This is a genomic window from Cyclonatronum proteinivorum, assembly GCF_003353065.1.
GTDB lineage: Bacteria > Bacteroidota > Rhodothermia > Balneolales > Cyclonatronaceae > Cyclonatronum > Cyclonatronum proteinivorum.
Map to the genome: position 1 here is coordinate 2,320,621 of NZ_CP027806.1, position 17,444 is coordinate 2,338,064.

Here is a 17,444-nt window from a genome sequence, read left to right on the forward strand (position 1 = left end):
GCGGACGGAATGCCTGAACACAGGCAGGAAATAATTTCCGGAACCCTCCTGATTGTTGAATCGCCGGTTATTGCAGAAACCATAAATCGTCTTGGTTTGCCGCAGCTCGAAGCCATCGCCACACGCGGTTATGCATGGCTGCCCAAACTCACGCCAACCGGACAACTCGTAGCGCGGGCCAACCCGGACCTTCCGGAAGTCCGGAAAGAACTCCGGCACAAAGCGCCTGCATTCACACAAATTTGTATTGCCTGTGATGATGATCCGAGCGGCGCTTTCATCGCCCGTGCAACGGCAAAATACCTGGGTAAACGCGGTGGGATTCGTTTTGGTAAATTAAAGGGGTTGACCAAAGAATCCCTGGAAGAAATGACTGCGACCGCTGTGCCGGAACCGGCTGATCAAAGTGAACAGTTGAGACGACACTTTTTTATTCGTCAGGCCTTCAAAAGAATAACGACGATACAGCTCCCCCTGCATACACAGCTCGCTGTCGCAATACTTGCCCGCCCCTTCGAAACCAACAGCTTCGTAACCCTGGATGAATCGCGGGTTTTTCGTGCTGTTCGTCCGGTAAAAACTGATTTTGCCGCGACTTTTATTGTATCTCGAAGTTCAACAAGCGGACTTTATACGGCTGTTCCGAAACCGCCTTCTACCGCTTTCCTGCCTTATGTTACGGGGCAGTCCTTTGCCGGAACGCAGGAGCGGCTTAACCGGCTGTTTTGTTTTCAGGATGAAGCGCTTTCCCATAATCTGATCAGCTATCCGAGAACGCGGTCGAGCGCCTGGTATAATGAAAACTGGGAAATGCTTAGTGAACAGTTCCAGCGGAAATACCCGGAACAAATCTGCATCCCCAAGGCCATGCGAGCCGTCGCAGACAGCAAAAGCAACCATGACGCGCTGCACGTAACAAGGCTGGTGCATACGCCGCACAGTTTGCGCCCTTTTCTCAAATCAGACTTGCTTCATCTCTATCAGAAACTTTACGCCCGAACGACCGAAGCCCTGGCGGTTCCGGATGAAATTCATCAGGACAAGGTTTGGATGGATGAATCCGGGGATTATTTTGAATCGGAGCCGGTAGCATCAGGCCGGTCAACAGAAACGCTAAAGCCCGTTTTTGCGCTGGAAAATTTCATGCAGGCGCTGCTCGAAACAGGATGGGTATCCCCCGGCAGTCTGGGATCAGCTTTGGATGGCGTGCTTAGGTCAGGACACATCATCCTAAAAAAACATCCTTTAACGCATCCTGAACTTGCTGTGCATGCAGCAATCCAAAAACTTATTTCCGGCTGCAATCGTACCTTCGATCTCATGGAAACAGCCACAGCGCTTAAGAGCGATGAGTCTCTGAGTCCTGAACAGTTTAACCACCGCTGTACCCAACTTCTCCGGGATGGAATCTGAAAAACCTACCTTTGAATCCGTATTTCGCAAGCATCTCGCCGGGAAGCTTGCCGGTGACGGAAAATACGCACCACCCAAACCGCAGCCTGAAAAAGTGCCACCAACGCCGGGCTTAAGAGTGCTGATGACCGTACCCTGGCTGTTGGGCATTCTGTTTCTGATTTCTTTTGTTTGGGATTTTGAAGGTGTCCGGTTAAGCACGGATTTTGTAAATCTACAGTTTGAAGGGTTGCTCCGGATTTTGAGCGTGAGCGGGCTGATTGGCTTCCTGACCAACTGGATTGCGATCAGCATGCTGTTTTATCCGAGAAAACGAAGACCGCTGCTGGGTCAGGGGCTCATCCCCGCCCAAAAAGACCGCATTGCGAAGCGGCTTTCGGCGGCGGTCGAGCGGGAGCTGATAAACCCGGAACTGGTTAAGCGGGAATTTGTGGCTTCGGGCCTGCTCAACCGCTACACGGATTTGCTCATCTGGGATGTGAAATCGCTGATGGATAATCCGGAATTTCGGGACGATGTGTCGAAACTAATGCATCACTACATTCAGGAAGCTTTTGCCGACCCTGCCATGAAAGCGCGGATTGTGGATGAAGCGGAACAGGCTGTGATGGAAAGCGTGAAGGGCCGAAAAGTGGAGCAAACGGCCCTTAAAATGTACCTGATCATGCGCGGCAAAACCCTCCGGGAATTTCTGATGGATGCTACAGAGAAGCTTCCCGCCAAAATGGCGCGCGCCACAGAGCCGATCGACGAATTGCTGAACACCATCCCCGCCCGCATGCGCAAAGACCGGGCGCAGCTGCAAAACCTGTTTCTGATGGTCATCAACGGCATCGTCGATAAAATCGAAGTGCAGAAAATCATAGAGACCAACATCAACAGCTATGATGAAGGCAAGCTCGAAGCCATCATCCGGGGCGCATCGGATACACAGCTGCGGTACATCAAATACCTCGGGGCCGTAATCGGTTTCGGCGGCGGTTTCGTAATCTGGCAACCCGTTTTGAGCCTCGCAGTTTTAATCACCGCGGGATTGTTGATCTGGCTCGCGGATCGGATTTTGGGCGGGACGTGATTGTTTTCGCACCGGTCGTATTAGCCAATAATCCGGATTTCAAAACCTGACAACCCTGAAAGGGAGATATACCAAAGCCCGGGGTGCTAACCCCGGGTCAGGACCGACCAATAATATTGAGCCCTGAAGGGGCGGCATAACTCGGATGTTGAGCAACAGCACGATGGTATATTCGGGCATCTCAGATATGTCGCCCTTGCAGGGCTTTTTTTTGTTGTGGCACGCTTACACAGGGTTGTCACCCTGTGCTATGATATGCCGCCCCGTTGGGGCTTTTTTTTATTCAGTAAGTCGCGCGTGATCAAGAAAAAGTGGTATTAAAAGCAGATAAAACTCGTGGTAAGTTAAAATCTCGAATTTCAAAACCTGACAACCCTGAAAGGGCGAAATACCAAAGCCCGGGGTGCTAACCCCGGATCAGGATCGACCAAAAATATTGAGCCCTGAAGGGGCGGCATATCTCGGGGGGTTGCAATTCGGCACGGTGGTATGTTCCGGCATCTGAGATATGCCACCCCGTTGAGGCTTTTTTTTGGATTAAAATATTGTGCTAATCCCAAATATACCTGTGGTCATATTCAACATTGTATTTCTTCAGAATTTTCAGGTATTCTTCTTTGAAGGACCTCTTCTTATGATGCTCTTCCTGATTTAAAATATATTTTGATATAACATCTACCTGCTGCGGATTGACAGAAAATGCACCATATCCACTTTGCCATGCAAATGATTGACTTGAAACCCCTTTAGTTTTTACCCATTTCGATGAGTTTGCTTTGAGAGCTTGGATTAGCTTAGACAAAGATAGCTGTTTAGACATCCGGCACAGAATATGAACATGATCATTTGTTCCGCCAATTTTTATTGGAATACAGCCATTTTCCTTGCAAATACCGCCCAAATAAGAATGAAGCTCTTCCCGAATATCATCGGAAATCATTGGGGCTCTGTTCTTTGTGCTAAATACAATGTGAGCATAAAATAAAATCAGCGATTGACCCATAGCGGTAGTTGTTTGGAATAATTGATTATAAATTTACTAATACCAAAATAAAGAAACATAATATAGCTTTTTATACAAATTGTTAAACCCTAAAGGGGCGGCATATCTCGAATGTTGAAAATCAGCACGGTGGTATGTTCGGGCATCTCAGATATGTCGCCCTTCAGGGCTTGATTTTGTTGTGGCACGCAGACACAGGGTTGGCACCCTGTGCTATGGTATGTCGCCCCTTTGGGGCTTTTTTTAATTAAACTTCCCGAATATGATAAAAAATCAATAAACAAACCAAATATGTTTGTCATAGAATAAGCCCGATTCTTAAAATCCGACACCCCTGAAAGGGCGACATACCAAAGCCCGGGGTGCCAACCCCGGGTCAGGATCGACCAATAATATTGAGTCCTGAAAGGGCGGCATAACTCGGATGTTAAAAATCGACGAGGTTGTATCTTCCGGCATTTGAGATATGTCGCCCTTTCAGGGCTTTATTTTGTTGTGATATGCCTACACAGGGTTGTCACCCTGTGCTATGATATGCCGCCCCGTTGGGGCTTTTTTTTATTCAGTAAGTCGCGCGTGATCAAGAAAAAGTGGTATTAAAAGCAGATAAAACTCGTGGTAAGTTAAAATCTAGAATTTCATAACCTGACAGCCCTGAAAGGGCGACATACCAAAGCCCGGGGTGCTAACCCTGGGTTAGTTAGGACCGACCAATAATATTGAGCCCTGAAGGGGCGGCATATCTCTGATGTTTAGAAACAGCACAAAGCATTGTTTCTATATCTGAAGTATGTCGCCGCGTGAGCGCTTTTTTGTTGGTTGATAGTTTGGAGAAGGTATGCAGCCCCAGCATCAAAAAGCAAGGCGCCCTGAGACCGATTTGGGATGCCGGAAACCAGTACCGCAGACCGTGATGCTCTCGGTGTTTCCCCCAAAAACAATACAGCCTGAATTACCAGGCAGGCCGGGCTCAGGCTGATGATTTACTTGCTAAAACCACTCAATTTGGGGTTTTTACCATGTTTTCGGCTTCGGGGAGGCTGTAGGCGGTGAGGGTGCCGGCCAGCATGATGAGGGCGAAGAAGCCGATGAGCCAGGGGGTGCCGAAGAGGTCGGCGATGAAGCCGAGGACAGCCGAGCTGAGGGTGATGAGGCCGATCAGGGTGTTGCTGACGGCGACGTAAAGCGGCCGCTCTTTGGCGGGCGCGGCATCAACGAGGTAGGTTTTGCGGCCCAGGCGGGTGCCGGCCTGCGCGAGGCCGCCGATGAAGAAGACCAGCGAGAATGCCCACGGATTTTGCCAGCTTTCGGGCAGCATCAGAAAAGTGAGGGCGAGCGCGCAGCCTGCGATGCCGACGACGCCACCGGCAGCCATCACGAGACGGCTCGAGCGGTCGGCGAAGCGGCCCCAGATGTAGCTGCTCAGCACCATCGCGAGGCTGCTCGTGATGACAAAAATCCCCAAACTGCTCACGGCTGTGCCGGTGACTTCCCGGGCGAGCAGGGCGTAAAACGGGATGACAAGCATCACGCTGAGCAGGAGTCCGCGTGCGATGACAAGCCGGGCGAACATGGGCTGCTCTTTCAAAACCTGCCAGCCGGCGCGGGCTTCCTGCAGGGCGTGACGGGCGCCATCGGTCGCGCCTTTTTCTTCGCGCATGAAGGCGAACAGCAGGGCCGCGGTCAGCCACAAACCTGCTGCGATGAGCAGCAGCCACACGTAGAGTCCGATGCTTTCCCCTTCTCCAACAAAACGGTGCAGCACAAATCCCGCGCCCAGGGAGAGTGCGCCGCCTGCCGTTGCGCGAATCGAGAGCAGAGTGCCGCGCTTGCCTTTGGGGATGGTTTTCGCCATCACATCCTTGAAGCTGACGGAGCCGACGCCGCTTCCTACGCTGAAAATGAGCAGCAGCGTTAGCACGGCTATGCCGCCGTAGAGGCCGTCAAGCAACAAGGCTGATGCCGCCATGAGTAGCAGGGCGATACCCTGCACCGTGCCCGCACCGACCCAGAACCATTTCCGCAGGGCGAACTGACGGATTTGTCCGGATACCGCAAGCTGCGGAATGAGCGATCCGCCTTTGTACAGGGGCACCAGAAAACCGCTCAGGCTCGGCGGTGCGCCCATCGCGCCGAGCAGCCAGGGCAGCACAAGCGAAGGACTCGCAATTTGCTCCGCCAGCTTGGTCGAGGCGCCGTTGAGGGCGTTGAGCATGAAATTACCCGGTACTTCCTTACAAGCGCTTTCAGGTATCGCCTCGCAGGTACGCTGATCATCTTCCGTGAGGATTTCATACACGCGCTCTACCCGCTCATTTCGATGAATACTCATAAATTTAGTTGAATCAAATGGTTACAATTGCTGTCAGGCAAAATTATCAAAGCTAAAAAATTACCAATCCACAAAGGTGAAACTATCCCCGTCGAACAGGCCCTTGTCGCTGAGTTTGAGGGAGGGAATTACGAGCAGCGCCATGAAGGAAATCAGCATGTAGGGTGCTTTGAGGGTGCTGCCCATGTCGCGTGCGATGCGGGTGAGGCGCTCGTAGGCTTCGCCCACATCTTCGCCCGGCGCGTTGGTCATGATGCCCGCGACCGGCAGCGGCAACAGGTCTTCCTGTTCCCCGTGAACCGCCGCGATGCCGCCTTTGGCTTCCATCACGAGATTGACGACCCGCGCGAGATCTTCGTCGGAAGTGCCCACTGCGATGATGTTGTGACAATCATGCCCGACCGATGAGGCAATCGCCCCGTTTTTGATCCCGAAATTTTGAATAAACGCGACTGCCGGTTTCGCTTTTTGGTAGCGGTTGACCACCGTCATTTTCAGAATATCATTTTTCAGATCGGGCTGCACGAGATTCCCGAGTTTTGGCAGCACCCGCATTTCTTTCCGGGTGATGAGCTCGCCGTCGATGGCCTGAATGACCGGGAACAAGCTTCCTGCGCTTTCCTTCTCGAAATCTTCGGGCTTCACGGTATAGCTCACGAAATTATTCAGGAGTCCGGCCTGCACCTTCGGAAACAGCACCTGCCCGTCCGCGAAAACCGGCTCGCCCTGAATCCAGGTTTCGGTCACCTTGAATATTTCAAGATTGTTGGTGATGATGAAATCGGCGGGATCGCCCGGCTGCAGCAGTCCCACAGGCAGCCCGTAATGCTGAACCGGCGCGACACAGGCCGCGTGCAGCACATCAAACAGCGGATATCCCAGAGCGACCGCCCGCGCCACCAGCGCGTTGATATGCCCCAGAACGAGGTCATCCGGGTGTTTGTCGTCGGAGCAGAACATCAGCATTTCGGGATGGGTCTCAAACAGGCTGATGAGCGCGTCGAAGTTTTTGGCCGCGCTCCCCTCCCTGATTAGGATTTTCATGCCCGCCGCAATTTTATCAAGGGCTTCCTCCCTGGTAAAGCACTCGTGATCGGTGCTCATGCCCGCTGCGGCATAGCTGCGCGCCTGATCGCCCCTGAGACCCGGCGCGTGCCCGTCAACCGGTTTGCCCAGCTCCCGGGCGGCCTCAATCTTGGCCATGACTTCCGGGTCCTTGCAGAGCACACCGGGCCAGTTCATCATTTCCGCAAGGTAGTAGATGTCAGGCTGCGCGAGCAGTTCCCGAACGGCAGCGGTATCGAGCACGGCGCCCGCAGTTTCAAAACCGGTCGCAGGCACGCAGGATGGCGCGCCGAAGCAAAATTTCAGGGGCACGGTTTTGCCGTCATCAATCATAAACTGCACGCCCGCCATGCCGCACACGTTCGCAATTTCGTGCGGGTCAGAGACCGTCGCCACTGTACCGTGCGTCACCGCGAGCCGCGCGAAAGCGGAAGGCACCAGCATGGAGCTTTCAATATGGATGTGTGCGTCCACAAATCCAGGCATGATAAACCGCTGCGGCGCAATATCCTGCGGTATGATCTCAACAATTTTTCCACCCTCTGCGTGAATGGTGCCGGGGTACATCCGCTGGTTCACGACATCAACAATCTGCCCTGAAATTTTATGCATAAAAATGCCCTGTTAAACGATCCTTAAAGTTTTGGATGTGAAGATAGCGAATGCCGTCCGATTTACATGATACTTTGCCATTTTCCCGCTCCCACAAAAAGCCGCGGAACCAAGCCGGATAAAGTCAGTTTATCAACAAGTCGTTTCCTTATTGGAAAAGCATTTAATTCCGGCTTTTTCTCCCTGAGACCGGCTGCCGGTTTATTCCGCTTTTTTGTTTTTTTGGGGGAAAATTCCGTGAACATCACGGTCTTTCGTGATAATTCTGAGTTTGTAAACCTAAGATAAACCCCTTGCTTTTTGACGGTTACGCGCCCATATTAAATGCTGAAGTAAGTCCCTAAACCGGAGCTGTACATAATCCGGCTTTTTCTCACGGCCGCTTTCCTGAAACCAGAACTTTCCTTGCAGCTTACTATATGAAACTTCCCGAAATTTTTATGCTCACTTTTTTAGTCCTCGCGGCATTACTTCCGGAAAGCGCACAAGCACAGTCATCCTACGATAATAATCAAACGCTGCCGGGACTCGTGCAGGACCGCTACTTCATAGCCGGCGCAGCATTCGGACAGCAAACAGGCGAGGTCAGGTTTACCAATTTCATGGTGCTGCATAATCAGCTGTCGTATGGTTTGAATCGGCATGTGCAGCTGACAGGCAACTACACCTTGTTTTCAGCTTTACCCCGTTTTTTTAGGGATGAGCCGTACGAAAATCCGATCAGCCTTGGGGCGCAGCTTTCGGTGCCCGGTTTGCCGGACTGGATTCATTTATCCCTTTCACCGGAACTGACCTTTCTGACAGGAAGAAGCCCCAACCTCGACGGCTTTTCAGACCGGAGCAGTTTCAGCCTTACGGGTAAGATGACCGTGGGCAATTACCGCCATCACGTTACACTGGGTTATTCGTCATTCTGGCGATCAGCAGAAACCGACATTCAGGACATACGAACGTATATTCTGCTGGCTGCCAGCACCCGGATAGCCCGGAATGTACACCTCATCGGCGAATCCCGTTTTTTTCCTGACAACAACAATGAAGGCATCTACCTGCTTGGTTTCCGCTACCTGTTATACGGCCCCTTCAGCTTTACCCACGGCCTCGCCTGGGATGACCCAAGCACGGATCTTATTCCTTTTTTTGGCCTGCATTTTAAGTTTTGATGTAGGGGGTAATCAAAAAACAACTCCGCACATCCTATGATCTTACTTTGAAACATAAAATCGCTAACCGGTTAGAAATCAGCTTCAAACGTCTTTTATCAATTACGGGTTAAACAGGTATCTTGACCGCAAGAATCCGCAAGGCTTTGATAATCACCGGCTTTGCAGCTTTTGCTTACGGCAGTCTTTTTTTGGATTTTATAGGGGATGACAACCTGCCCGAACCTAAAATCTATGTTAGCGTTATGATCAAGCAATTCTACTCAGGCTGGACATCTTCCATCCTGCTTTTTTTCTTTTTCCTGACTTCCCCCTCTCTCCTTTTCGCACAGGCCAACGGCGAAACCCTTGTTTTGCAGGATGTGGCTGTGCTGACCATGGCCACCGATCAGATTGAAGAAGGTCGGACCCTCATTATCCGCGACGGTTTTATTGAGTGGATGGGACCGGCTGATTCAGCTGAAATACCGGAAGAGGCCACCATCATTGAGGGACCGCTTTTTGTGATGCCCGGTTTGGCTGAAATGCACGCGCATATTCCGCCGCGCATGCGTGGCCGGCAGCACATGGAGGACACGCTGGTGCTGTACCTCGCCAACGGCATTACGACCATTCGTGGGATGCTGGGTGAAGAAGCGCACCTCGAGCTACGCGAAAAAGCGGCCCATCATGAAATTGTGAGTCCGCGCATTTTTACATCTGGCCCGTCTTTCAATGGTAATTCCGTGACCTCGGAAGAACAAGGGCGCGAAATGGTGCGTCAGCAGCACGCCGCCGGATACGACCTCCTCAAATTTCACCCCGGTCTGAATGTGGCCTTTTTTGACGCGGTAACGGAGGAAGCAAACGCCCTCGGAATCGAATTCAGCGGACATATTTCCCATGCCGTAGGCCTTGAGCGAAGTCTCGCCGCGGGCAAAGGCTCCATTGATCACCTCGACCGCTACATGGAGTTTCTGGCCGGAAACCCTGCCGACCGCGAAGATCCGCCCATCATTTATTTCGGCTACGACCTCGCTTTTGATGCAGACCCATCCCGCATGCAGGAAGCCGCCCTCATCACCCGCGATGCCGGTGTTTGGAACGTGCCGACCAACACCCTGCTTGAAAACGTGTTCAATCCGGAGCTCACTCCCGAAATCATGATGCAGTGGCCGGGCATGGCGTTCATCTCAAAGCCAACCGCTGAAAACTGGGCCAACTTTGTGCGTCAGACCCGCGCGAGTGAGGTGTATGATGAAGAACAGGCGCGTCAGTTTTTAAACCTCCGGCTACAGCTCACCCGCACGCTGCATCTTGAAGGCGCCGGACTCTTGCTTGGTGCGGATGCCCCGCAAATCTTCAACCCGCCGGGATTCTCCGTTCACCGCGAGCTTGGCCTTTTGGCGCAAGCAGGCCTCTCCCCTTTTGAAGCCCTCGAAACCGGGACCGTAAACGTAGCAGAATATCTTGGTGAAAGCGAAATAGCCGGTCGCATTGCGCCCGGTTTTCGGGCCGATCTCGTGCTGCTTCGCGCCAATCCGCTGCAAACCTTTCCCTTCGGCGATCAGATTGAAGCCGTAATCCGTGAAGGCCATCACTTCAGCCGGGAAACGCTTGATGAGCTGCTCGAAGGCATTCGCGAGCGGGCGGGGAATTAAACCGGTAACCTTTAATCTTACAGCGTCTCACTTTTTAAATGACAGACGAAAACGTACAATCAACCCAAATCTCCTTCTCTTTCCGCAAACTTCCCGACCCGGAAATGCAGCAGCGCGCATCAGATTTCTACGAGCTGATGAGCCGCCGTCGCACGGTGCGGGATTTCGCGCCTGAGCCGATCCCGGAGGGTGTGCTTGAGCTGGCCATCCGAACTGCGGGAACAGCTCCGTCAGGCGCAAACAAACAGCCCTGGCATTTTTGTGTCGTTCAGGATGCAGAAGTACGCACAAAGCTTCGAACTGCAGTAGAGGCGGAAGAGAAGGAAAATTATGAGCGGCGTTTTTCGGGTGAAATGAAGGAAGACCTTGCGAGCCTTGAAACCAATTTTTCAAAACCGTATCTCACGAACGCCCCCGGACTGATTGTCGTGTTCAAGGAAAACTTCAGGCTTAAGGACGGCATCCGCCGCAAAAACTACTACGTGAATGAGTCGGTTGGCATCGCCTGCGGGATGCTGATTGCCGCGCTGCACAACGCGGGGCTCATGACCGTAACGCACACCCCAAACCCCATGAAATTTCTCAACGACATGCTCAACCGGCCCGCTAACGAGACCCCGGTCATGGTTCTTCCCGTAGGGTTCCCGGCTGCAACTTGTACGGTGCCCGACATCAAGCGGAAGGGGGTACAAGAAATTTTGAGTTATATTTAAAGTGCGACCATATGTAAAAGACGCTTTCCAAAGCTCACTGAAAAAAACCAAAATTCAACGTAATCATCTAACAAACGGATTCATCATGGCAAAAAAAGCACTTCTAATTGGCGCAACCGGCCTGATCGGCTCTCATTTACTCTCTTACTTACTCGACGCTGAACAATATGACACCGTTGCCGTTGTCGGGCGTCGTAGTACCGGCGTAAAACATCCCAAACTTGTGGAACATATTTGTGACTTTGCGTCCATGAATCGTCACCCGGAAATTTTCGCCTGCGATGACTTCTACAACTGTATGGGCACAACTATCAAAAAAGCCGGTTCAAAAGACGCTTTTCGGGAAGTAGATTATACCTACCCGCTCGCAGCTGCCAATCTTGCACTCGCAGGCGGCGCAAAATCATGCTGGCTCGTCAGCTCAATTGGTGCCGATATAACTTCATCCATCTTTTACCTGAAAACCAAAGGCGAGGTAGAAAAGGCCTTTGCGGAAGCAGGTTTCGACCGCACCATCATTTTTCGTCCCGCTGGTCTCTTAGGCAAGCGGAATGAGTTTCGACTCAAGGAAACCGTAGGCATTGGCTTCATGAAGCTCATTTCGCCCCTGCTCGTTGGCGGGCTCAAAAAGAACCGGCCCATCGAAGCACAGCATGTCGCCTACGTAATGGCCCATCAGCCGGTCAATCACGTGAAAGGCAGCCGGGTTTTCGAAAGCCACGAAATCCAGCAAATCTACGACAGCATGATGATGGGCTGCCGGTATATGGAGTAATCAGCTTTGAACGAGGAGGAAAAAACCACCAGTTGTTCTGTGCCGGGAAAACATCCTATTATTACTTCCAAAACCTGTTTGGTTCAATACGCGAAATCCTAATCCTACCCGGCTTCTTCCAGAAATGAACCTGTAGCTTATACTCAATTGGTTAGAGATCACTGACTGCTCTAAAAAATTTTGATCTGCAGCAAATATCTGATCAATAACAATATTGGCATTTTTGAACAACAAGTCATTCTCCAGAGGAACAGAAAAGGAAGGCTGGTATACCAAATGAAGTTGGTCTCTGATGAGTGAAGCAGACAACAATCCGTCCAAAGCTAATCGTGAATGAAGCTGCTCCGATACCGATACACGGTCATTCATAGTGTATCGTAAAAAATGTATTCCGAGTCCGATTTTTTGGCCGTTTTGTGTATTTAAGCGACTCCATTGCAGATTTGTTTCTGTAAACCATGCCTCCGTGTTTACGCCATTCAGTATTGGATCAGTTCCTTCCCCCAAAATTACTGATCCCCGAAAACGCAGCTCATGCCTGGTATGAGACTGCAAAAATACGATCGCATTTGAAATAGCAAGATTTTGCTGTTGCCACAAACCGGCTTGAACAGGATTGCTGATACCCGTAACAGCGTCTTCTTCCAGGTATTCGTAACTTAGAGCAGCTGAAATTAAGAACCGTTCTTGAGTTCTGACCAGCTGAATTCCTCCCCCCGTTTCAAATGAGCTGTAAGTTCTGCTTGCCGAATTGAAAGATGTTTGACTAAAAGTCCCTATCCCACGCTTGAGTAAAACAAAAGTGTTTAGCTGGTTAAAAAAACCGATTTCATTTTCCTGTTTTCCTTCTCCCCAAAAAGCGTGAAATGCCGCTTCATTTCGGGGTGAGAGTTTATAAACAGAGCCCGCAGTAAATCGATAGCGACTATACTGAAACAAAGGCCGCTCTACGTTCTGCCTGGCGCCTTGCTTGACATCATACTCCGCAGAAAATCCGAAGGTAAACCTGTCATTTAGTAATGGGGAACCCACTGCTCCGCTCAGCCTGACCAGATTATTTGTCCAGTTCCCACCGGTTGTATCTGCCCATTGGTAGGGATTAAAAGTAGGCACCGGTGCGCGACCAAAAAACTGAACGCCTTCGCTAATACCTCTGCTCAGATTTACCTTCCCGGATACGTACCATTCGTTCAGTTGCTGTGTACCCTCTGCATTGAAGGTACCGTAGATCAATCTGTTAGCCTGCTGAATCTGCCTGAAGCTTCCAGCCTCAACACCTGAGCCAATATATATCAGACTTTTTTCGCTTAATCCTGATTGACGGAGACCAGCCGGATTCCGCGCTTCTCTGAAAATTCCGGCCAGGGTATCAGCAGAAGCCTGCGTGAAAATAATTTTTCGAGCCGGATTCATTTCAATTAGCTGAAACTGAGCCGCAGCAGGTTGTACCATACAAAACATCAACCCCGCAAAAAGCAAAGGAAACAGGCAGCAAACAAGCTTATTAGGATCTGTATAGGAATACATCATAAGGGCGAAAAAGCATCAGTTTATGGCAATATGAATTGCCATAAACTGAAAAGTGAACTCAAAAATAACTCTTAATCAAAGCTGCGGGGCGTAGGTGTAGGAATAATTTCAAAATCTTCACCTGTGTCGCCGGTATTCCGGAGGATACGGCGCCCGTCAATAATACGATCTGTTAGCCTTCTTGCACTTTCTGCGGTATAGGTACCGGATGCACTAACAAAACCGGGATTCAGCTGAAGTGGCAAACGCTTAAAATCACCGCTTTGTGGATTTTGCAGTGCTTCAAAAGAATCAATCACTAACTCGATGGGCAATTTGACCCTTGGGGGAAATGCCGGGGAAGCGTCAGGTACCGGAACAAGCTCAAGGGCATCAAAATCATCAACCCTGAAGATGACAAGTGCCGGACCGAAGACCGGAACGAGCCATGTAAAGCCGCCAGTGAAGTAAATCCGCTCCATGTTCAGCACATTCGGGTTATCGATATCACGATCATCATCTCTTTGGTTGTAAGTTTCAAAGTCGGCGTCACCCAGGTTGACGGGGCTGTTAGGATTCAGATCGGGATTGTCGCGGTGATCTTGTGCCGTTTGGGCTATGATGAAACTTCCTCCGGGCTGAATCGGATGGTCGGTTCCGCTGCCAGGGACACGCCATACACTATTCAGGTACACATGATCCTGATCAAACTGAAAGGGCGTAGGCTGAGTTGTAGGATTGATCTGACCTGCGGGACCAAAGACGTCCGCAATGTACAGGCCATCCGCAAAAAGGACTTCTGTTGAATTGTTGAAGATCTCGTGAAACTGATCATTGAAGTAATTGCCGCCGGCTGGTGTTTTTGAACCGGTATAATAAACTTCTTTAAACACAAAATTGCCAAGTACGGAACCCCGAAGCTGCAGCAAAATCGGATCAACATTACTTTCAATGAGGTTTTCATTGTTCAGAGAAACACTAAGCGTTATTTCTTCTGCTGTACCTGTCAGGTCAAAAGCCTGATCAGCTGTAAGGCTCAGCTCTGCCCGAATATCATAGCGGCCTGGTATGAGGTTACCGAAAACAGTAAAACCATTTTCATCCGTGGTTTGCACGGTGGTCTCATTTCTTTCGATACTGGTCAAACTTACTTCTGCATTTTCAGCAAAGGGTTCAGCATAGAATTCAGGAAAAGCGACCTGAAATCTTACTTCTATACTGCTTACACCTGAGTTGGTATCACAGGAGGTTACGAAGAAGCCGGCAAAAGCTGCAATAAGCAGTACCAGACCGGCGGATAGTTTTTTCATGGTGGTGTTTTTTTTGGGTTTTACTCTTTATGGTCTGATTCTGACAGACAAATCAAAACCAAAGAAGAGTGGTGGGTTACGTCTGATTAAAGCACCTGTACGTCTGCTTTCAAAAAGCGGGCGGGATGCAAAAAAGTTATTTACAAAGAAAGAAGCTTCAGCTCCGCCCCTAAAGCTTTTGCTAAGTCTTAGGTTAAAAAGCCAGAGTTGAGGGGGTTGTTCCTCAATCAAAAACGAATCGCTTACAAGCAGCCTGATATCAGCAAATTCATCACTGCCCTGCTCATTTTCGGGAATCATGACACGGTCTCCCCCTGCGGTAATGAAACCGACAGCATTGGGGTTGACATTGGTTCGGCGATCACGGTCAAGCCACACCGTCTGGGCAAGCAATGATATCACCAAACCGAGATCAGGAACATGGTGGATGCTTCTAAGGCTGGTCGAAAGGCGTGTTCTCTCGGTTTGCTCCCGGCTGTAAATTCCAATGCGGTCAGGTACCGCTGCACCAAAAAGCCTGTTTGTATCAATATTTAAGCCGTCATCGCCAGCTACTGTATTAATCAACGCTGCATTAAAGCTTAGTGACGAGAGTAGCATGAGGCGTGGATTAAAAAAAGACTCAAACTCCACCCCTCTGTTGTGGATAAATCGTGAATTTTGTGGTGCATCAAAGGCCCCTAAGAAAGTTCTTGTTTCAACAGGTTCCGGATTCAGAACAGGGGGAGCACCTTCAGGAAATGAAACTGCTTCAAACCGATCAAAAACAACGGGATGAACATCTCTGGTAAATCCAAATGCTCCGGTTGTTTTTTCATCAAAAACGGTAATAGAGAGGTATACTGCGCTACGATCATAAAATAAACCTGTCTCAAACTTGCGGCTTTGAAAGGAGCGCATTTGAGAATTATCAGGCTCAACAACCGATGTGGTTATGAGAATCAGCCTCTCATCGGGGTCAGTTGCGAAGTTGCTGAAGTTAACAACGTCAAAAAATCTCGGTCCCGGAAATAGCATGTTTAGCGGTGGAGCCTTAGCGGTAATGCCATATCCGGCCCTCAGGTTTATACCATGGAAGAGCTCTGTTCCCGCGTTGATCCGAGGGGCAAGTACGGTTCCGAATCTACCGCGAGTAAGCGATTGAGGGACAACATTGTCATATCTCAGTCCGGCTTGTAAAGTATAAACACGATCTCCCCAGTATCCTGCCATTCTGTGCTCCGCATAAAATGACATTACATTGAGGGCGGGTATGTCATCAAACGAGCGCGGACGGTCACCAACTGAAAAGTTTTGACGAGGAGGCCGCAGAACATCGAACTGCCTGCCTTCACCACGGTTAGAATCGTGTTTCCACTCAAATCCGATTACGGGAATATGCAGCGTATTTCCAGCCTGAAGTCGATTGGTATATTCCAGCCGCATATAAATATTTAGTGGATTTCCTTCAACTGTGGTTTCATTTCTGTAATCTGTTGATCCAAAAGTACCGATGATGGTAGTGTCTGTAAGGGCATCGGAGAGTGGAAATAAGCCTACCCGTGTAATATTTTCAGCAAAGAAACCCCGTTGCTGTCTCAGGCTAAAATTGGTATCGAGAGAAATTCTGTGGGAGCGGTCTCTTCTGAAAGCATAGCTGTTATTGGTGGCAAATTGAAAAAAACGATCCTGCGACTCTCTTACCCGCTGACTGACCTCATCTTGCGGATCTCTTCTTCTTTCGTCAAGGAACTGACTCGCCTGAAAACGAAAATTCGTACGTAAAGCGCGATTAGCAAACCATGCTCTTGAAATATTGGCCTGACCTGTTACACGGTTAAAAATATCGAGATTTTGTCGTGGGTCAGCTGATGATTGGGTAAGATTTCCGCTAAAACTGAGGCCTGTACTCGTAATGCCATCTCCTACACCACCACTAAAGCTGGCATCAATAAGGTTTGGATTAAACCTGAACCTCAACTGAGGTGTCATTGCACCTGCTCTTGACTGCAGCAGGACGGCCCCTGTTGTGATATCTCCAAATCGCGCTGACGGGATGCCCTGTACCACTTCAAGGGACTCAATTAAGTCTGGCGGAATTTCCCGCAAGTCAACACCTCTTCCTGCTACAGATGCAAAAGGAGGAAGAGATCCTGGTGCTGCGTTCAGAATAGTAACATCGTCCTGCAAATTGGCATTATTTGATATGGGAATACCGTCCATAAAAATCCCCGTACCAAGCGCATTTGCGCGCGCTGCCTCAGCTGTAGTTGGTACCTGTCGTAGCAAGCTCTGACGCGGCCCTGATAAGGCGGGTGTACCTGACAGTTGCCCCGGAAGCAGCTCAAACAGGTCAGCGAGGCTGGATGCCTGCGTATGTTCAATTGCTTCCCGACCAATACGCCGAACGGTACCGGGTTGCTCAAGACTGTGTACAGCCGTAGCTGTGACAGATATTTCCTCCATATTTAGAGCGCTAAAAGCCATACGCAGCTCAAGGACAACATCTTGCTCAGCCCTCGTATCGACCGTCAATTCGATAGGAACCATTCCAAGGTGGGTTACCCTAAGGGTGGTAATACCTGAGGGTATCGTTACACAGAACTCTCCTTCCAAATCAGTTGTCGTAAAAATATCATGCTCCGGAAATAAGATTACGGCTGCCGGAAGGGGTTCAGAAGTTGCAAGTTCCGTTACGATACCGCAAATTCGTGCTTCTGTATAAGTGTCTGTCGATTTGGCATGAAGGGGCGATAATGCGGTCTGAGAGACAAGAAAGAAACAGCTAAATATGAAAACTATTAGCTTTGCCATGAAATTGAGCGATCTGATAATACCGGGCGAATAACGTTCAA

12 protein-coding genes are annotated in these 17,444 nt (G+C 50.0%); 6 read left to right on the forward strand and 6 right to left on the reverse strand.

Annotated features, from left to right (window positions below; translation table 11 throughout):
• The first annotated feature begins 9 nt into the window (after window positions 1-9).
• Together CYPRO_RS09010 and CYPRO_RS09015 are read left to right on the forward strand one after the other, a co-directional pair.
• Entirely contained in the window at window positions 10-1,413 is a 1,404-nt protein-coding gene (locus tag CYPRO_RS09010; RefSeq protein WP_114984302.1) for a toprim domain-containing protein, read from the forward strand.
• On the forward strand, window positions 1,403-2,488 hold the full coding sequence (locus tag CYPRO_RS09015) for a DUF445 domain-containing protein (protein ID WP_114984303.1): 1,086 nt from the start codon (window positions 1,403-1,405) through the stop codon (window positions 2,486-2,488). Before CYPRO_RS09010 ends, CYPRO_RS09015 begins: the two co-directional genes overlap by 11 nt.
• 550 nt (window positions 2,489-3,038) lie before the next feature.
• Here the strand turns inward: CYPRO_RS09015 and tnpA are convergent.
• The 3 genes from tnpA to ade form a co-directional block, all read right to left on the reverse strand.
• Window positions 3,039-3,491, reverse strand: coding sequence for an IS200/IS605 family transposase (tnpA, locus tag CYPRO_RS09020; protein WP_114984304.1), 453 nt, complete (start codon window positions 3,489-3,491; stop codon window positions 3,039-3,041).
• 1,000 nt (window positions 3,492-4,491) lie between these two features.
• Window positions 4,492-5,823, reverse strand: coding sequence for an MFS transporter (locus CYPRO_RS09025; protein WP_114984305.1), 1,332 nt, complete (start codon window positions 5,821-5,823; stop codon window positions 4,492-4,494).
• Window positions 5,824-5,883: 60 nt separating this feature from the next.
• Entirely contained in the window at window positions 5,884-7,500 is a 1,617-nt protein-coding gene (gene ade / locus CYPRO_RS09030) for an adenine deaminase (protein WP_114984306.1), read from the reverse strand.
• Window positions 7,501-7,919: 419 nt separating this feature from the next.
• On the opposite strand from ade, the gene CYPRO_RS09040 reads away from it, so the two are divergent.
• The 4 genes from CYPRO_RS09040 to CYPRO_RS09055 all read left to right on the forward strand — a co-directional run bounded on the left by CYPRO_RS09040 (window position 7,920) and on the right by CYPRO_RS09055 (window position 11,791).
• The gene (locus CYPRO_RS09040; RefSeq protein WP_114984308.1) at window positions 7,920-8,663 is read left to right on the forward strand and encodes a hypothetical protein; all 744 of its coding nucleotides are present in this window, start codon (window positions 7,920-7,922) and stop codon (window positions 8,661-8,663) included.
• A 122-nt stretch (window positions 8,664-8,785) separates the two neighbouring features.
• Window positions 8,786-10,303, forward strand: a complete 1,518-nt coding sequence (locus CYPRO_RS09045) for an amidohydrolase family protein (protein WP_114984309.1) — start codon at window positions 8,786-8,788, stop codon at window positions 10,301-10,303.
• A gap of 38 nt (window positions 10,304-10,341) precedes the next feature.
• Window positions 10,342-11,016 carry a nitroreductase family protein gene (locus CYPRO_RS09050; protein ID WP_114984310.1) on the forward strand — a complete coding sequence of 225 codons (675 nt, stop codon included), beginning with the start codon at window positions 10,342-10,344 and terminating at the stop codon, window positions 11,014-11,016.
• Window positions 11,017-11,101: 85 nt separating this feature from the next.
• Window positions 11,102-11,791, forward strand: a complete 690-nt coding sequence (locus CYPRO_RS09055; protein ID WP_114984311.1) for an NAD-dependent epimerase/dehydratase family protein — start codon at window positions 11,102-11,104, stop codon at window positions 11,789-11,791.
• On the opposite strand, the gene CYPRO_RS09060 is transcribed toward CYPRO_RS09055, so the two are convergent.
• From CYPRO_RS09060 to CYPRO_RS09070, 3 genes are all read right to left on the reverse strand, one after another.
• On the reverse strand, window positions 11,792-13,321 hold the full coding sequence (locus CYPRO_RS09060) for a DUF6850 family outer membrane beta-barrel protein (protein ID WP_114984312.1): 1,530 nt from the start codon (window positions 13,319-13,321) through the stop codon (window positions 11,792-11,794).
• Between the two features lie 71 nt (window positions 13,322-13,392).
• Complete coding sequence (locus CYPRO_RS09065; RefSeq protein ID WP_114984313.1) at window positions 13,393-14,610, reverse strand: DUF4876 domain-containing protein; 1,218 nt, start codon at window positions 14,608-14,610, stop codon at window positions 13,393-13,395.
• A 27-nt stretch (window positions 14,611-14,637) separates the two neighbouring features.
• A complete protein-coding gene (locus CYPRO_RS09070; RefSeq protein WP_114984314.1) occupies window positions 14,638-17,403 on the reverse strand; it encodes a TonB-dependent receptor in 2,766 nt (921 codons plus the stop codon).
• Window positions 17,404-17,444: the final 41 nt, after the last annotated feature.

Coding starts and splice junctions, on each gene's coding strand:
- CYPRO_RS09055 (WP_114984311.1), top strand. CDS start 11,102: ATGGCAAAAAAAGCACTTCTAATTGGCGCAACCGGCCTGATCGGCTCT.
- CYPRO_RS09025 (WP_114984305.1), bottom strand. CDS start 5,823: ATGAGTATTCATCGAAATGAGCGGGTAGAGCGCGTGTATGAAATCCTC.
- CYPRO_RS09060 (WP_114984312.1), bottom strand. CDS start 13,321: ATGATGTATTCCTATACAGATCCTAATAAGCTTGTTTGCTGCCTGTTT.
- CYPRO_RS09050 (WP_114984310.1), top strand. CDS start 10,342: ATGACAGACGAAAACGTACAATCAACCCAAATCTCCTTCTCTTTCCGC.
- CYPRO_RS09015 (WP_114984303.1), top strand. CDS start 1,403: ATGGAATCTGAAAAACCTACCTTTGAATCCGTATTTCGCAAGCATCTC.
- CYPRO_RS09010 (WP_114984302.1), top strand. CDS start 10: ATGCCTGAACACAGGCAGGAAATAATTTCCGGAACCCTCCTGATTGTT.
- CYPRO_RS09070 (WP_114984314.1), bottom strand. CDS start 17,403: ATGGCAAAGCTAATAGTTTTCATATTTAGCTGTTTCTTTCTTGTCTCT.
- CYPRO_RS09040 (WP_114984308.1), top strand. CDS start 7,920: ATGAAACTTCCCGAAATTTTTATGCTCACTTTTTTAGTCCTCGCGGCA.
- CYPRO_RS09065 (WP_114984313.1), bottom strand. CDS start 14,610: ATGAAAAAACTATCCGCCGGTCTGGTACTGCTTATTGCAGCTTTTGCC.
- tnpA (WP_114984304.1), bottom strand. CDS start 3,491: ATGGGTCAATCGCTGATTTTATTTTATGCTCACATTGTATTTAGCACA.
- ade (WP_114984306.1), bottom strand. CDS start 7,500: ATGCATAAAATTTCAGGGCAGATTGTTGATGTCGTGAACCAGCGGATG.